Below are 15,680 nucleotides of genomic sequence, written 5' to 3'. Positions count from 1 at the left end.
GCGGTGCGAAAGGGGCGGGGGTGCGAGGGGTGCGGGAGGGGCGGCGCGGGTGGCCGGGACGGGCATCGCTGCCCGTCCCGGCCGGGGCGGCCCTTTCCGGGGGGCGTGGCCGCCCCATGCCCATCCGACCGGGTCAGATGGCCGTCAGGGTGAGCGTGGCGGTGTAGGTGCCGGCCACGGTAGAGGTGGGGGCGTTGAGGCCCAGGTCGGCGCCGACGTGGGCGGTGCCCAGGCCGGTACCGGTGGCGAGGGAACGGGAGGACTTGAGTCCGGCCGTGCCCGCGTCGCCGGGGGCGACACCGTTCGCCGCGGCGACCGCCGCGCCGGCGGTGACCGTCTGGGACGCACCCTTGTCGATCACCTTCGGGGTCCAGCCGAGGTTCTGGCCGTTGATCTTGTGCGTACCACCGTCGGAGAAGTCGGTCACCTGACCGCTGACCAACCAGCCGGGGTTGCCGGCGCGGGTGTCGGTGAGCGTGACCGGGTTGATGGCGCCGGTGGTGGCCAGCAGGTCACCGTTGGCGTTCAGCACCGGGGAGGGCAGGGTGACGTGCGGGTTCTCGACACTGATGACCAGCCCGCCCGGCTCGACGGTGGTGGTGATGTCCTGCGAGGCGGTGACACCGGCGAAGGCGCCGATCACATACGGGACGGCACCGGAGTCGGAGCCGAGGTACGCGGCCGGGTTCGACGGGACGAAGGTCGCCGAGAAGGAGTGGTCACCGGGCGCCAGGCTGCTGGTGGTGAAGGCGGCCTGACCGGCGGCGACCGGCACCGTGGCCAGCGTCGTGGTCGTACCGCCGACGGTGTCCTGGAACTTGACGGAACCGGCCGCCGACGCGGGCGACACCGATGCCGTCATGCTGACGGGGCTGAACTGGGCAGCGGTACCGGCCGGGGAGACGGCCAGCGCGGTCGTGGTCGCCGTCGCCGGTGCGGCGTTGACCGTGTACGAGACCGCGGTGGAGGTGGAGCCGTTGTAGGCGGCGCCGGACGGCGTGAAGACGGCCGTCAGCGAGTGGCTGCCCGTGCCCAGCCTGGAGGTGGTGAGCACGGCCTGGCCGCCCGAGACGTTCACCGGGTTGCCGAGCGGCGCGCCGTTGTCGCGGAACTGCACGGTGCCGCCCGCCGCGGCGGGGGCCACGGACGCCGTCAGCGTCACCGGGGTGCCCTGGGTGACGGGGCCGGCCGGGGACAGCGCGAGGGAGGTGGTGGTGTCGGTCTTCACGGCCGGGTCGGTGTCCTGGTACGCCGTGTTGGACGTGAACCAGACCGCGGCCGGGAAGTCGCCGAGGCTCGTGGCGTTGAACGCCGTGCGGCAGGTGACGAGGAAGCTGTACTTGCCCGTCAGGTTGCTGAATCCGGCCGTGTTGGCGTAGTCACGCATCGTCTGGGACAGCGGGATGACCAGCCCGCCGTCCGGCGTCGATCCGTAGGTGCCGATCGGCGAGTTGCCGACGACGTTCTGGCCCTCGGCCGGGAAGCCCGAGCCCTTGACCGAGACGATGATGTTGGTGGCGTTGTCCGGGCAGGGGCCCGAGGTGGTCAGCGTCATGCTGGAGGTGTCGGAGCCGGTCGCCGGGGTGACGGCGGCGGTGCCGATGTCGGCGGCGTGCGCGGCCGGGGCCAGCACCAGGCCGCCCGCCAGCACGGCTACCAGGCCCGCGAGCCCACCCGCCAGGGTCCGCGAGAGCGAGTTCTTCCACACAGTCGTGCTCTCCTTCTTGGAAGGACGAAAGCGGATCAGAAACGATCAGAAACGAGGTGGAGCACTACAAAACGTCGCGCGGGCGCGTCAGGGGGTCTGCTTGGTGGTGTCGCCGCAGTTCGCGTTGGCCGCGAAGCCGTAGGTGTTGATCACGGCCTCCTGCTTGCAGACGAGGGAGTCCGGACCGACGAAGACGGTGCTGTACGGAGCCGTCCCGATCTTGCTGGTCGGGACGACGTTGTAGACATCGCGCTTCACACCGAACTTGCTGTTGAGCGTGGTGGGCGCAAGACCGTCGATGGTGCCCAGGATCGCGCGGCCGCGCAGGTCGGCGATGGTCTGGGTGGACTGGGAGTTGTACTGCGCGATGGAGAACGGGACGATCGACTTGTCGTCGAGGACACGGCCGTCGTGCTCCTGGACCGGCGCACCGCCCTTGGTGTCCTTGATGCACGGGTACACGCCCGCGACCACGTCGGCGTCGGTGATGCCCATCGTGGACTCCCAGAAGCTGCGGGTACCGGAGCCGGCCTGCGGCAGGTACACGTTGAGGCTGAAGTTGGGAGCACTGCCCACGTAGTTCGGGTCGCAGTGGTAGATGGCCTTGAGGTCGGCCAGGGAGAGCTTGCGCGGAACGGTGCTGGTCGGCGTGATCGCGTAGCTGACCGCGTCGACGGCGAACGGGACGTAGGTCAGTCCCGGGTTCGCGGCGGCCAGGTTGAGGCTGGACGAGCGGGCGAAGTCCAGACAGCCGTTGCCGGCCTGCAGGGAGTTCAGCAGGGCGGTACGTCCGGCGCCCGAACCGTTGGGACGGTTCATCGTGCAACCGGGCGTGGTGGCGGGGTCCTTGGTGGTGATCTGGGCCGAGCCGGTGGCGTCGTACGAGCCGATCACCTTGGTGCCGTTGATGGTGATGGCGTTGGCGAGGCCGTTCATCACGTCCTGCGTGGTGTCGGAACCCACGCCGGACAGCTGGCGGTACGGCGGCGGGCCGGACGGCTCGGCGACGGCCTGGCTGGCGCAGACGGTGCCGGTGAGCAGGCCGACGATGCCGGCGACGGCGACGGCTGTCTTCTTCTTGTTCACGTGCGTTACCTCTCGGATAGGCTTTCGCCGGGTGGTGCCCGGCACGTTGGTCAGACAGTTCGTTGGCGCGGACCTGTCGAAGAATCGGCTTCGGGCATCACCTCCCTTGGTCCGAGGGCTCTTTGGCCCTGGCGCGCCAGGCCTCGATGCCTGCCGACAGCCGGGGCACGACCCTCGGCAGCAGGGGTCCGCCGGCTGCGGCGGCGAGCCCCACGACGAGGGCGATCAGCAGGGCGTAGCGCACGGCGCCGAGCGCCCAGGCGGGAGTGCGCGGCAGCAGCGCGTCGGATGCGGCGGGGGCCGCCGGCGAGGTCGGTGAGCCGGACGGCTTCACCGCTGCTGCCGTGGACGGCCCGGTGCCGGCCGACGCGCCGCCCGATGCGCCTCCTGCCGGTGAGCCGCCGCTCGCGGCGCCGCCGCCTGACGCCGCACCGCCCGAGGCGTTCTGGCCGGTCCCGCCGGCCTGACCGGAGCCGCCGCCGGGTCCGCCCCCGGGACCCGGCGAGGCGCCCGCGCGGGACACGATGGAGTCCGCCGCGGCGCGGGTCTGGGCGCGCAGGCCGTTCGGCAGCGGGGTGTAGCCCTCGGGCAGGGTTCCGGCCGACACTCCGGGCTGCTGTCCGGGACCGACCGCGTACCGCAGCAGCTCCGCGTACTCCCGGCCTTCCTTCTCGGTCAGCAGCTCGGGCACGGTGGCGGCGTAGGTGAGCAGGGCGAGCGGGTAGGCGCCCGCGGCCTTGGCGACCGGGTCGGTGGTGACCACTCCGGCGACGCCGGTGGGCTTCATCGCCGCCTGGGCGGCGAGCAGACCGGGCGTGTCGGGGGCGACGAACCGGCCTGCGGCGTTCTGGAGCCTCGCGGTGACCAGCCCGTAGCGGCTCGCCGTCGCCGTGTCGGTCAGCGCGAGGATGGCCCGCCTGCCCGTGGGCTGCGGGGGGTTCTTCTTGTAGCCGGGCGGGTCGGTGGTGCTGTCCCACGTCGCTCGGGCGAGCGTGTCACCGCGGGCGGCCGCGCGGGCGGCGGCGTGCATGTCGGTGGCGTACGGGTGCTTGTCCTGGATGCACAGCGGGTGGTCGGGGTGGTCGTCGAACTTCTGGCAGAACGGGTCGCTCTTGGGGAAGTGGTTCACCGGCAGCTTCATGCCGCGGTAGTGCTCGTTGACCTTCATCCCCGAGTAGCCGGCGTTGCCGTACCGGCCCTCGTTGTCGGGAGTACCGTTCAGGAACTCCCGCGCGGCCGGGTCCTGGTTGATCCAGTTCCACAGCTGCCAGGTCGCGTCGGAGACCGCCTCGGGGACGAGTGCGTCGCCGAGGCTGCCCGCGAAGTCGAGGTCCTTGTACGCGGGGTTGTGCGCGCGGAACTCGGGGTCGTTGCCCAGGTTGAACGGATTGCGGGCAGTGCTGGGTGCGAAGCGCGAGTTGCCGTCCTGGTACGACGCGGTGAGCAGCTTGGCGGCCAGCCTCGGGGTGAGGTTGAGGGAGGTCAGCCGTGCTCCGTCGCGTGCCTTGACCTCGGCGGGCGCGTTGAAGCCCGCCTGGCTCTCGACGAAGAAGCCGAGGGTGAGGCCGGACAGGGCCACGGGCGCGTACACCGGTCGCCGATCGGCCGGCATCTCGCCGCCGGTGACCGGGCGGCCCAGGAAGACCATTCCGGGCTTGTCGGAGTTGATCAGCTTGCCCCGGGCGGTGTCATCGGTGACCTGCGCGTTCACATAGGTCGTCTTCGAGCCGGTCTGGCACAGCGCCGGCTGCCAGCGGACGACGGCTTCGAAGATGAGCTCGTTGCCGAGCGTGCTGCGCTCGTCGGCGCCGATCGGGCAGAAGTTGCCCATCGGTTCGAAGCGCAGCGGGACGACGAGCCGGTGCTTCCAGTTGCTCGCGCTGAGCGGCGAGGACTGCAGCAGGCCGCTCGGCTGGGCGGTGTGGGCGCTTCCGTCGACCTCGCTCTCGCCGCGTGGTACGACGACCAGCCAGCAGCCGCGGCCGGCGGCGGGGTTCGACGCGCCGCGGGGCACCTCGCCGCACCCCAGACCGGGCGCCTCGAGCGCGGTCTGGGTCTCGAAGTACACCTCGCCCTTGCCGTCGGGGCCGGTGCGGGCGTAGGGCACCTCGTTGGTGGTGTTCACGTCGTAGAAGTCGTTCCAGTTCCCCTTCGTGGACACCTCACCGGCGGACGTCCTGAACGGCATGTAGGAGATGCCGCTGGGCGTCGCCGGCGGCAGGACCTGGTCCTTGTCCTTCAGCCTGCCGCCGTAGTTGAGCTGGCGGGTGTTGGTGTACGCACCGGCCGCCTGGCTGCCCGCGCCCGCGCCCAGCGCGGACGTGCCGCCGAACTGGCACTGCTGCGGGTCGGGCCCCGTGGCCTTGTCCCCCCAGCACTGCATGACCTGGAGGAAGTTGGCCGCGTAGGTGGTGTCCGAGATCGTGGGGGCGCCACCGGTCCAGGAGATCTTGATCACCTGGTTGACCAGATTGCGGGTCTGGCTGACGGTCACCTTCAGGCCCGCGAAGGGGCCCTTCCCGGCGACGGAGACCGCGGATCCGCCTCCGGAGGCGCTGCGGTCGGCGGCGTCGGCGGAGCCCGGCGCCGTGACGAGGACCGCTGCTCCGGTGATCGTCAGCAGGACGAGGGCGACGGTGGTGGAGGTCCGCAGGAAGCGGCGCAGTGCGGCGATCACGAGGTCCTCCGCTTCAGCCGCCTGTTGAGCAGCGGAGGGCCGACCGTCACGGCCAGCAGCAGCACGCCCGAGACCACCATCAGCGCGGTCCGCATACCGCTGCCGATGGTCCCTGAGGTGGTGACCGGTACGGCGAACGCGTCGACGTTGCCGCCTCCGCCCGCGGCCCCGGCCCCGATGACCTGCCCGGTGTCCGGGTCGACCGTCGCCCCGCCGGCGCCGCCCGCGGCCGCGCCGCCGCCCGCGCCGGCCGAAGTGCCGCCCGCCGCCTTGCCTCCCGTGCCCGCTGCCGTCCCTCCGGAGGCGCCCGCGCCGCCCGTGGCACCGCCCTGCGCGGACGTACCCGCACCGCCGGAGGCACCGGAGCCGGAGCCCGAACCGGAGCCGTTGACGGTCGTCGGGGTCTTCGCGCCGCCGGTGCCGGTCGCACACTGCGTCGTGCCCTTCTTGTCACACGCTGCTGGGTAGGGCGCGGTCTTGACCAGGGTGTTGGTGCCGTCGCTGGAGAAGGTGGGGTTGCGGCAGTCCTTGATGTTGATCGACTCGACATCGACGCCCGGGATCCTGCGGACCTGCTTCAGACCGGCCTGCACCAGGTTGATCGGCAGCGGCGAGTAGCCGAGGTTGTCCACGTGCTGCTGCCCTTGGCAGAGGAAGTAGTACGCGAAGGCGCCGAGCGTCTTGCCCTTCTGGGCGTTGAAGTTCGACTCCAGCTTGGTCGGGATGATCATGTAGCTGTAGCTGGAGAGCGGATAGGTGCGCGGATCCCGGTCGTTGTAGACGCGGTCGAGCTTCTGGGTGAGGTAGGCCGGCGAGGTGGCGTTGTCCTCGATCTCCGCCTTCGTCAGCGCCACCGCCACGTTCTTGGCGGTCGGCTCGGTGTAGTACCCGGCCGCGTTGAGCACCTTCGCCACCGGGAAGCCCGTGGTGTACACCGCGTAGGAGTACTCGACGTAGGTGATCGTCCCGATGTTCTTCGGCTCGGCGACGTAGCCGGACACACCGTTCGATCCGGACTGGCCGACGAAGCCGCTGCCCGGCACGAGCGGGTAGTTGGACGTCGCCCCGCAGGGGGTGTTGCGGCCCGCCCGCCCGCAGTAGGCGTCCCACAGCGAGGTGTGCTGCTTGCTCAGCCAGGTGGTGAACTGCGCCGTGGTGCCGGAGCCGTCCGAGCGCACCACGGGCACCACCCGGCGGGCGGGCAGCGCGGCGGCGAGCGCCGGGTTGTCCGCCTTGATCGCCGGGTCGTTCCAGGTCTTGATCTGCCCCGTGAAGATCTTGGCGATGACCTCGCCGGACAGCCGGAGGTTGGTCACCCGCCGGTTGCCGATCGTGAGGTTGTACATGAAGGACGTACCGCCGGCGACGATCGGCATGTAGGCGTACTTGCGCGACGGTGGGGAGTCGACGACTCCCGAGTCCTTGATGCCGTAGGGGATCTCGGAGACGCCGTAGTCCGCGGTGCCGTTGCGGAACTGGTTGCGGCCGTCGGACGAACCGTTTCCGGTGTAGTTCACCGTCATGCCGTACTGCTTGACGTTGGCGCGCCAATGCTCGATCGCGTTCTGGCTCCAGGTGGATCCCGCGCCCGAGATCGGCACGTAGGTCGCAGCGGAGGCGGGCTCGGCGCCCGGCATCGCGGCGCCGAACAGGAGGGCGGCCAGGAGAACGAAGGCGGTCACGATTCTCAGGCGAAGGTGTGCTGTGGTTGCCGGAGGCGATCCGGGCATGGCAGGTGACTCCTGGTCGGTTCGGTCGGTACGGGGCATGGCGAAGGGGCGGCGCGGGGCCGCCGCGCGTACGGCTACGCGGACGGAACGGGCGGGGCGGGCGGGGCGTCGGAGGGTGCCTCCGCGCCGGACGGTGACCCCGTCACACCCCCGGGGGCCTGGGCGTGCCGCGCGGCACGCCTGCTCATGCGCTCGACGTCACGGCGCGATGCGAGGACCCGGCGGTGCTGCTGATTGCGCGTCAGTTCGCCGGGGCCCCGCCCGCCGATCACACGGGCCAGGATGAAGAGCAGCAGCACGAGCGCCATCAGCAGCGCCGCGGAGCCGAATCCACGGGCGATCAGGCTGGGCTGGGGAGAGCCCACCAGCTGGAAGGTGGCCAGCGGCAGGGAGACCTGAGGGCCGCTGAGCGGGTTGGCGTTGAGGTCGGCCGTGAAGCCCGAGGTCAGCAGCACCGGCGAGGTCTCGCCGATCCCGCGTGCGGTGCCCAGGATCACGGCGGTGGTCAGTCCGGAGCGGGCGGTGGGCAGCACCACGGTCCACACCGTGCGCCACTGGCTCGCGCCGAGGGCGTACGAGGCTTCCCGCAGCGAGCCCGGGACCAGCCGGATGACCACGTCGGATGCGCGGATGATGATGGGCAGCATCATCACGCCGAGGGCGAGGGCCGCGGCGAAACCGGACTTGTCGACGCCGAGGATGAGGATCACCGTGGCGTAGATGAACAGACCGGCGACGATCGACGGCAGTGCCGTCATGGCCTCGACGATGGTCCGGACGAACCGCGCGTAACGGCCCGGTACTTCGTTGAGGAACACCGCGCAGGCCAGTCCCAGGGGCACCGTGATCGCCAGCGAGATGGCGATCTGCTGCAGCGTGCCGACGATCGCGTGCAGGACGCCGCCGTCGGAGAGCGGCTGCAGCGGGCCGGTGCGCGACATGTCCTCGGTGAAGAAGTTGAGGTGCACCAGCGCGGAGTGGCCGCGCCACAGGGTGTACACCACGACCAGGACCAGAGCGGCCAGCAGCAGTGCGGCCAGGCTCTGCCAGAGCACCGCTGCGACCTTGTCCCGTACCGCCACGCTGCTCTCGTCGAACGAGACGAGCACCGCGTACAGGCCGAGGAAGAACAGATAGGCGACGACGACGAAGCCCAGGACCGAGTCGAACGGGGCCACCCAGACGAACAGCAGCACCGTCAGTGCGAGCGATCCCACGGCGGCGCCCGCCAGGGCGAGGAGGTCGGAGGCGTGCACGGACGAGGTGTTCCGGCGGACTTCCGGGGAGTCGTCCCGTACCCCGGCCGCCGGCCGTACGGTCCGCGCGGGCTGCTGTGCGCGGACGTCTTCCTTGAGCAGGTCGGTCATCTCAGGCCTCCGCCCCGCTGCCGGAGCGGCTGCGGGCCGCGATCGACGAGGCGATGAAGTTCACGACAAGGGTCATAAGGAACAGCGCGAGTCCCGCGGCCATCAGGGCGGACATGCCGAACTCGCTCGCCGAGCCGTAGCGCAGGGCGATCAGCGCCGACACCGAGTTGGCGCCGTTCTGCAGGATGTGCGGCTGCACGGCGAAGACAGGGGAGATGATCATGAAGACGGCGATCGTCTCGCCGAGGGCCCGGCCGAGGCCCAGCATGGTCCCGCCGATCACACCGCCCCAGCCGAAGGGAAGGACGACCGCGCGGATCATTCCCCACCGGGTCGCGCCGAGGGCGAATGCGCCCTCCCGTTCGCCCGGAGGCGCCTGGGAGAAGGTCTCGCGCATCACCGAGCAGGCGATCGGCGTGACCATGAGCGCCACGACGACGCCCGCGATGAAGGTGGAGGAGGTGTAGACGGTCGTGGTCTCCAGCGGGTCGGTGGGATCGGCCCCGTCGACCTCGAAGAGCGGGATCCAGGAGAAGTAGGTGGTGAGCCAGCGGGAGAGCCCGACGATGTACCCCTGCAGGAAGAAGGCGCCCCACAGGCCGTAGACCACACTCGGCACCGCGGCCATGAGGTCGACGAGGCTGACGAGTGTCCGCTTCAGCTTCCGCGGCGCGTACTCCGAGATGTACAGGGCGGTGCCCATCGCGAGCGGGACCGCGATACAGATCGCCACGAGGCCGATGAGCACGGTGCCGGTGATCACCGCGGCGATGCCGAAGCGATGGGAGTCCGGCTCCCACGCCGATGTGGTCAGGAACGAGAACCCGGCGACGTCGAGTGCCTGCTTGGCGCGGTAGGTGAGGAAGACGCCGACCAGCAGCATGACGACCAGCACGATGGCGCCGCTGCCGCGCGCGCCTCCCCGGAAGATCCGGTCCGCCAGTACTCCCCTGCTGCGCAGTGAGCGGGGCTTGTCCGCCGCGTCCGCGTGGTCGGGATCCGGCTCGGGCTTGTGGAGCCCGGGCATGGCAAGCGTCATCGGGCACCCGCCCCGGCGACGGCCCGCGTGGGGGAGTCGGTCCGTGCGAGGGACCCGGCCGCCGGCGCGTGGCCCTCGTCGTCCTGCTCCGCACACGTGGACGCCGGTTCCGCGGCCCCGCGCAGCGGCACTCCGCGCAGCCGGGGCCTGCTGGGCATCCCCTCGGCCAGCCGGGCCACGGGAACGGCCGCCAGGAACTGGCTGAGGTTGTACTGGCATTCGCGCTGGCGCTGATAGGGCCGGCCCGCGACCGCGACGGCCCGCCCGTCGAGTTCGAGGCGCCATGTCCAGCTGCCCGCCGCGTCCGGCATGGAGAGCAGCACACGGGCCTCGGCGACCTTCTCACGCAGTTCGATCAGCGCGGCAGCGCAGTCCTCGGGGCCGGCGAACGCTTCGGCGCTGCGTCCCAGTTCGCGGTTGTTCGCCCCGATCAGCCGCCACCCGACCGGCTTCTCCTCCTCAGGTCTCTGCGGCGATACGCGCATCACGTACAAGAACCGCGGCCGAACCATCGAAACCACCCCCTCCCGTCCTCCGCCCATGCGCTCTTCGCCTGTGGCGGGAAGACATCCCCGAGCGCACCCGACGCTCGCGGCTTGTGTAGGGCCTGTGTGCACGGCGAGGTGAAGGCCGAACGGAGGGAAAATGAATGGGAAGCTCCGGGGAACTCAAGGTAATCGTGATCACGGTTCCGGTGACGCTGCGCGGCCTCCGCCCCGGCCCCGGACGACCGCCGGCCCCTGGAAGCCCGTGACCTGCGGAACCGGAATCACGTGGCCTGTTCGCGGCAGACCGCCGGGATGGATGCGACCATCAGACCGTTGGAGCCGGAAGAGTACGACGCCCTCGGGGAACTCACCGCGCAGGCGTATCTCGGGGACGGACTGCTGGACTTCGGGGAGCAGGACCCCTGTCTCGCCGTGCTGCGGGATGTGTCCGGTCGAGCGGGCCCGGGCCCTCGAGGGGTGCCGTCGGCTGGTGTTGTCGACCCAGCGGCGGATGCGTGGCGCCCAACGCATCCATGAGCGTCTGGGCTTCGTACGGACCCCGGGGCGGGACTGGGAACCGCTGACAGGCCTCGATCCCCTGCTGACGTACGCGCTTGAGCTCTGAGGGGTGAGCCACACCACCGCGACACAACATGTGGGGGGCGCGGCATCGACCCGCCCCTACATGTATGCTCGACTCCGTTGCCGCAGCAGGGGAATCCGGTGGAAATCCGGAACTGTCCCGCAACGGTGAGTTGGTCTGCATTCGCTCCTTTGCATACCCACGAGTCCGAGGACCTGTCGGCAACGCACCCGGTCCGTCCGGCCCGGGTGCCGACACGTCCGGGCCTCGCGGAACAGGCCGGTGGACGCGGCGCACCGGCTCTCAGACGCGTGCGCCCGTGCCCCTGTGCCCCGCCGGCCCCCAGCCGAGCGAGGGAGAGCACCCCGTGACCATCGCGCCGCCCGATCCTGCTTCAACGAAGCTGCCCGACGGGCCAGGTACCGCGCTGCTGCGGACCCTTACCGACCTCACCGCCGATCTCCCCGACACCGACCCGGGCCGCGTCGCCGCCGCCGCGCTCCGGGGCCGTCACGCGGGCTCGGACGAGGCCGAACTGCGCGAGCTGGCCACCGAAGCGGCCGCCGGACTGATCTCGGAGGACCCGGCCTACTCACGGCTCGCCGCCCGGCTGCTCACCCTCACCATCGCGGAGGAGGCCGCCTCACAGGGGGCGGCCGCCTTCTCCGGCTCCGTCGCCGTCGGCCACCGCGAGGGCCTGATCGCGGACCGCACGGCCGCGTTCGTACAGACCCACGCCGGGCGCCTCGACACGCTCATCGACCCCGCCGGCGACGACCGCTTCGGCTACTTCGGCCTGCGCACCCTCTACAGCCGCTATCTCCTCCGGCACCCGATCACCCGCAAGGTCATCGAGACACCGCAGCAGTTCATGCTGCGCGTAGCCGCCGGCCTGGCGGAGGACGACTCGGTCCGGGCTCTCGACGAAGTCGCCGCGCTGTACGGGATGATGAGCCGGCTGGACTACCTGCCGTCCTCCCCCACCCTCTTCAACTCCGGCACGCGCCACCCCCAGATGTCATCCTGCTATCTGCTGGACTCCCCGCTGGACGAGCTGGACTCGATCTACGACCGCTACCACCAGGTCGCGAGGCTGTCGAAGCACGCGGGCGGCATCGGCCTCTCCTACTCCCGCATCCGCTCCCGCGGTTCGCTGATCCGCGGCACCAACGGCCACTCCAACGGCATCGTGCCGTTCCTGCGGACGCTGGACTCCTCGGTCGCCGCCGTGAACCAGGGCGGCCGCCGCAAGGGCGCCGCCTGCGTCTACCTGGAGACCTGGCACGCGGACATCGAGGAGTTCCTGGAGCTGCGCGACAACACGGGCGAGGAGGCGCGCCGTACGCACAACCTCAACCTGGCGCACTGGATCCCCGACGAGTTCATGCGCCGGGTGAACGCGGACGCCGAGTGGTCGCTGTTCTCACCGGCCGACGTGCCCGAACTGGTCGACCTGTGGGGCGACGACTTCGACGCCGCGTACCGCAAGGCGGAGGCCGCCGGGCTCGCGCGCAAGACGATCCCGGCCCGTGACCTCTACGGCCGCATGATGCGCACGCTCGCCCAGACCGGCAACGGCTGGATGACGTTCAAGGACGCCTCGAACCGGACCGCGAACCAGACCGCCGAGCCCGGCACGGTCGTCCACTCCTCCAATCTCTGCACCGAGATCATCGAGGTCACCAACGACGGCGAGACGGCGGTCTGCAACCTCGGTTCGGTCAACCTCGGCGCCTTCGTCGAAGAGGGAGCCGACGGCGCGGAGATCGCCTGGGAGCGGCTGGACGAGACCGTCCGTACCGCCGTGACCTTCCTCGACCGGGTCGTCGACATCAACTTCTACCCGACCGAGCAGGCCGGCCGCTCCAACGCCAAGTGGCGCCCGGTGGGCCTGGGCGCGATGGGTCTCCAGGACGTCTTCTTCAAACTGCGGATGCCGTTCGACTCGGCCGAGGCCCGGGCCCTGTCGACGCGGATCGCCGAGCGGATCATGCTGGCGGCGTACGAGGCGTCCTGCGACCTCGCCGAGCGCAGCGGCCCGCTGCCCGCCTGGGAGCAGACCCGCGCGGCGCGAGGTGTGCTGCACCCGGACCACTACGACGTGGAACTCAACTGGCCCGAGCGCTGGGCGGCGCTGCGCGCCCGGATCGCCGGGACCGGGATGCGCAACTCGCTCCTCCTCGCCATCGCGCCGACCGCGACCATCGCCTCGATCGCGGGCGTGTACGAGTGCATCGAGCCGCAGGTCTCCAACCTCTTCAAGCGCGAGACGCTGTCCGGCGAGTTCCTGCAGGTCAACTCCTACCTGGTGGACGACCTGAAGAAGCTGGGCGTGTGGGACGCGCAGACCCGCGAGGCGCTGCGCGACTCCAGCGGCTCGGTGCAGGGCCTGAACTGGATCCCGGCGGATGTGCGCGAGCTGTACCGCACGGCATGGGAGATCCCGCAGCGCGGCCTCATCGACATGGCCGCCGCCCGCACGCCGTTCCTGGACCAGTCGCAGTCGCTGAACCTCTTCATGGAGACGCCGACCATCGGCAAGCTCTCCTCGATGTACGCGTACGCCTGGAAGCAGGGCCTGAAGACGACGTACTACCTGCGCTCCCGCCCGGCGACCCGGATCGCCCGGGCCGCGTCCGGCACCGCGGCCGCCGCCGCCCCCATCCCCGTACAGCAGGCGGCCCCCGACGCCGACGCGATCGCCTGCTCCCTTGAGAACCCCGAGTCCTGCGAGGCCTGCCAGTAATGACCACCGCGAACGACAGCAAGGCCGAGAAGAATCTTCTCGACCCGGGCTTCGAACTGACTCTCCGCCCCATGCGCTACCCGGACTTCTACGAGCGCTACCGGGACGCGATCAAGAACACCTGGACCGTGGAGGAGGTCGACCTCCACTCCGACGTCGCCGACCTCGCCAAGCTCTCCCCCGGTGAGCAGCACCTGATCGGCCGTCTGGTCGCCTTCTTCGCGACCGGCGACTCGATCGTCGCGAACAACCTGGTGCTGACGCTCTACAAGCACATCAACTCCCCCGAGGCGCGCCTGTACCTGTCGCGGCAGCTCTTCGAGGAAGCCGTGCACGTCCAGTTCTATCTGACGCTGCTGGACACCTACCTCCCGAATCCGGAGGACCGCGCCGCCGCCTTCGACGCGGTCGAGAACATCCCGTCCATCCGCGAGAAGGCGCAGTTCTGCTTCAAGTGGATGGATTCGGTCGAGAAGATCGAGCGGCTGGAGACGAAGGCCGACCGCCGCCGCTTCCTGCTGAACCTGATCTGCTTCGCGGCCTGCATCGAGGGGCTGTTCTTCTACGGCGCCTTCGCGTACGTCTACTGGTTCCGCTCCCGGGGTCTGCTGCACGGCCTGGCGACCGGCACCAACTGGGTGTTCCGCGACGAGACGATGCACATGAACTTCGCCTTCGAGGTCGTGGACACGGTCCGCAAGGAGGAGCCGGAGCTCTTCGACGAGGAACTCCAGCAGCAGGTCACCGACATGCTGCGGGAGGCCGTCGAGGCGGAGCTGCAGTTCGGCCGCGATCTGTGCGGTGACGGCCTGCCGGGCATGAACACCGAGTCGATGCGCGAGTACCTGGAGTGCGTCGCCGACCAGCGGCTCACCCGGCTGGGCTTCGCCCCGGTCTACGGCTCGCAGAATCCGTTCTCCTTCATGGAGCTCCAGGGCGTCCAGGAGCTGACGAACTTCTTCGAGCGGCGTCCTTCGGCATATCAGGTGGCGGTCGAGGGTTCCGTCGACCTGGACGAGGACTTCTGACGGCTCGGCCGGACACGTGCGGGCGGGGGCCCGGGCCGGGTGACGGTCCGAGCCCCCGCCCGCTCCGCCTCACGCAGCCGGCGGCCGATGGCGCGGTCCCTTGCGTGCCCGATGAACGCGGGAAGGCCGACAACGAGGAGAACTCCCAGGGTGACGAGGTAGTTGAGGAATGTGTTCATGCCTCCACTGTCGTCGCCGGGCCCCGGAAACATCAGTGGCAGGACTGTCAGCAACCATCGAATTACTGCCACACTGAATCCATGCTGAAGAACGTGGCGGCCGTCCTGCTCGACGGCGTGCACCCCTTCGAACTCGGCGTCCTCTGCGAGGTCTTCGGCCTGGATCGCAGCGATGACGGACTCCCGGTCCACGACTTCGCGGTGGCCTCCGCGGAGGGGCCGCGGCTGCGCACCCACGCCGGGTTCACGCTGCACGTCGAGCACGGGCTCGAACGGCTGGCGGAGGCCGATCTGATCGCCGTGCCGACCGGGAGCGACTACGAGGAGCGCGAGTACCCCGAGGCGCTGCTGGAGGCGCTTCGCGCGGCCGTCGACCGGGGCGCGCGCGTGCTGTCCGTGTGCACCGGCGCGTTCGTGCTGGGGGCCGCGGGGTTGCTCGACGGGCGGCGCTGCACCACCCACTGGCGCCATACGGCCGCGCTGGCCCGCCGCCACCCGCGGGCACTCGTCGACCCCGATGTGCTGTACGTCGACGAGGGGCCGGTCATCACGTCGGCCGGCACCGCGGCCGCGATCGACGCCTGCCTGCATCTCGTTCGCAGCGAGTTCGGTCCGGAGGTCGCCAACAAGATCGCCCGGAGGATGGTGGTGCCGCCGCACCGGGACGGCGGGCAGGCGCAGTACATCGACCGGCCGCTGCCGCGCACCCGCTGCGACACGGTGGGCGAGGTGCTCGCCTGGATGGAGCGGCATCTCGACCGCGAGATGACCGTGGAGCAGCTGGCGGAACGGGCACATATGTCGCCGCGGACCTTCGCGCGCCGCTTCCAGCAGGAGACGGGGACGACGCCGTACCGCTGGCTCCTGCGCCAGCGGGTGCTGCTGGCACAGGAGTTGCTGGAGGCCACGGACGACACGGTGGACGCGATCGCGGGCCGCGCCGGTTTCGGCAACGCGGCCGCTCTGCGGCACCACTTCCTCCGTACGCTCGGGACGACGCCGAACGCGTACCGGCGCACCTTCCGCGGGCCGGTACGCGTGGCCTGAGG

Annotated in this window: 10 protein-coding genes, 1 pseudogene and 1 riboswitch; of the genes and pseudogenes, 4 read left to right on the top strand and 7 right to left on the bottom strand. The window is 70.6% G+C overall.

The features are described from left to right. Positions 1-133: 133 nt before the first annotated feature. The 7 genes from AC0699_RS18290 to AC0699_RS18260 all read right to left on the bottom strand — a co-directional run bounded on the left by AC0699_RS18290 (position 134) and on the right by AC0699_RS18260 (position 10,095). The gene (locus AC0699_RS18290; protein ID WP_478661156.1) at positions 134-1,708 is read right to left on the bottom strand and encodes an Ig-like domain-containing protein; all 1,575 of its coding nucleotides are present in this window, start codon (positions 1,706-1,708) and stop codon (positions 134-136) included. 87 nt (positions 1,709-1,795) lie between these two features. After that, positions 1,796-2,794, bottom strand: a complete 999-nt coding sequence (locus AC0699_RS18285; protein ID WP_478661154.1) for a hypothetical protein — start codon at positions 2,792-2,794, stop codon at positions 1,796-1,798. Positions 2,795-2,891: 97 nt separating this feature from the next. Then, positions 2,892-5,471, bottom strand: a complete 2,580-nt coding sequence (locus AC0699_RS18280; RefSeq protein WP_478661153.1) for a hypothetical protein — start codon at positions 5,469-5,471, stop codon at positions 2,892-2,894. Next, a complete protein-coding gene (gene pstS, locus AC0699_RS18275) occupies positions 5,468-7,153 on the bottom strand; it encodes a phosphate ABC transporter substrate-binding protein PstS (RefSeq protein WP_478661150.1) in 1,686 nt (561 codons plus the stop codon). Before pstS ends, AC0699_RS18280 begins: the two co-directional genes overlap by 4 nt. 122 nt (positions 7,154-7,275) lie before the next feature. Continuing rightward, positions 7,276-8,568 carry a phosphate ABC transporter permease PstA gene (gene pstA / locus AC0699_RS18270; protein WP_478661147.1) on the bottom strand — a complete coding sequence of 431 codons (1,293 nt, stop codon included), beginning with the start codon at positions 8,566-8,568 and terminating at the stop codon, positions 7,276-7,278. 1 nt (position 8,569) lies between these two features. Continuing rightward, on the bottom strand, positions 8,570-9,607 hold the full coding sequence (gene pstC, locus AC0699_RS18265) for a phosphate ABC transporter permease subunit PstC (RefSeq protein ID WP_478661144.1): 1,038 nt from the start codon (positions 9,605-9,607) through the stop codon (positions 8,570-8,572). After that, entirely contained in the window at positions 9,604-10,095 is a 492-nt protein-coding gene (locus AC0699_RS18260) for a hypothetical protein (RefSeq protein ID WP_478661142.1), read from the bottom strand. The genes pstC and AC0699_RS18260 overlap by 4 nt, the downstream gene beginning before the upstream one ends. A gap of 312 nt (positions 10,096-10,407) precedes the next feature. On the opposite strand from AC0699_RS18260, the pseudogene AC0699_RS18255 reads away from it, so the two are divergent. The 4 genes and pseudogenes from AC0699_RS18255 (at position 10,408) to AC0699_RS18240 (ending at position 15,678) form a co-directional block, all read left to right on the top strand. Beyond that, positions 10,408-10,720, top strand: a pseudogene (locus tag AC0699_RS18255) (hypothetical protein). 52 nt (positions 10,721-10,772) lie between these two features. Next, positions 10,773-10,915: riboswitch (cobalamin riboswitch) on the top strand. Positions 10,916-11,045: 130 nt separating this feature from the next. Continuing rightward, positions 11,046-13,424 (top strand): ribonucleoside-diphosphate reductase subunit alpha, encoded by a 2,379-nt coding sequence (locus tag AC0699_RS18250; RefSeq protein ID WP_478661140.1) that lies wholly within the window; start codon positions 11,046-11,048, stop codon positions 13,422-13,424. Further along, positions 13,424-14,452 (top strand): ribonucleotide-diphosphate reductase subunit beta, encoded by a 1,029-nt coding sequence (locus AC0699_RS18245; protein ID WP_478661137.1) that lies wholly within the window; start codon positions 13,424-13,426, stop codon positions 14,450-14,452. The genes AC0699_RS18250 and AC0699_RS18245 overlap by 1 nt, the downstream gene beginning before the upstream one ends. A gap of 260 nt (positions 14,453-14,712) precedes the next feature. After that, complete coding sequence (locus tag AC0699_RS18240) at positions 14,713-15,678, top strand: helix-turn-helix domain-containing protein (RefSeq protein WP_478661135.1); 966 nt, start codon at positions 14,713-14,715, stop codon at positions 15,676-15,678. Positions 15,679-15,680 lie beyond the last annotated feature (2 nt).

Source organism: Streptomyces sp. NPDC043870 (genome assembly GCF_056435785.1).
The sequence above is the reverse complement of the archived record's forward strand: the minus strand, read 5'-3'. Positions and strand labels throughout refer to the sequence as shown.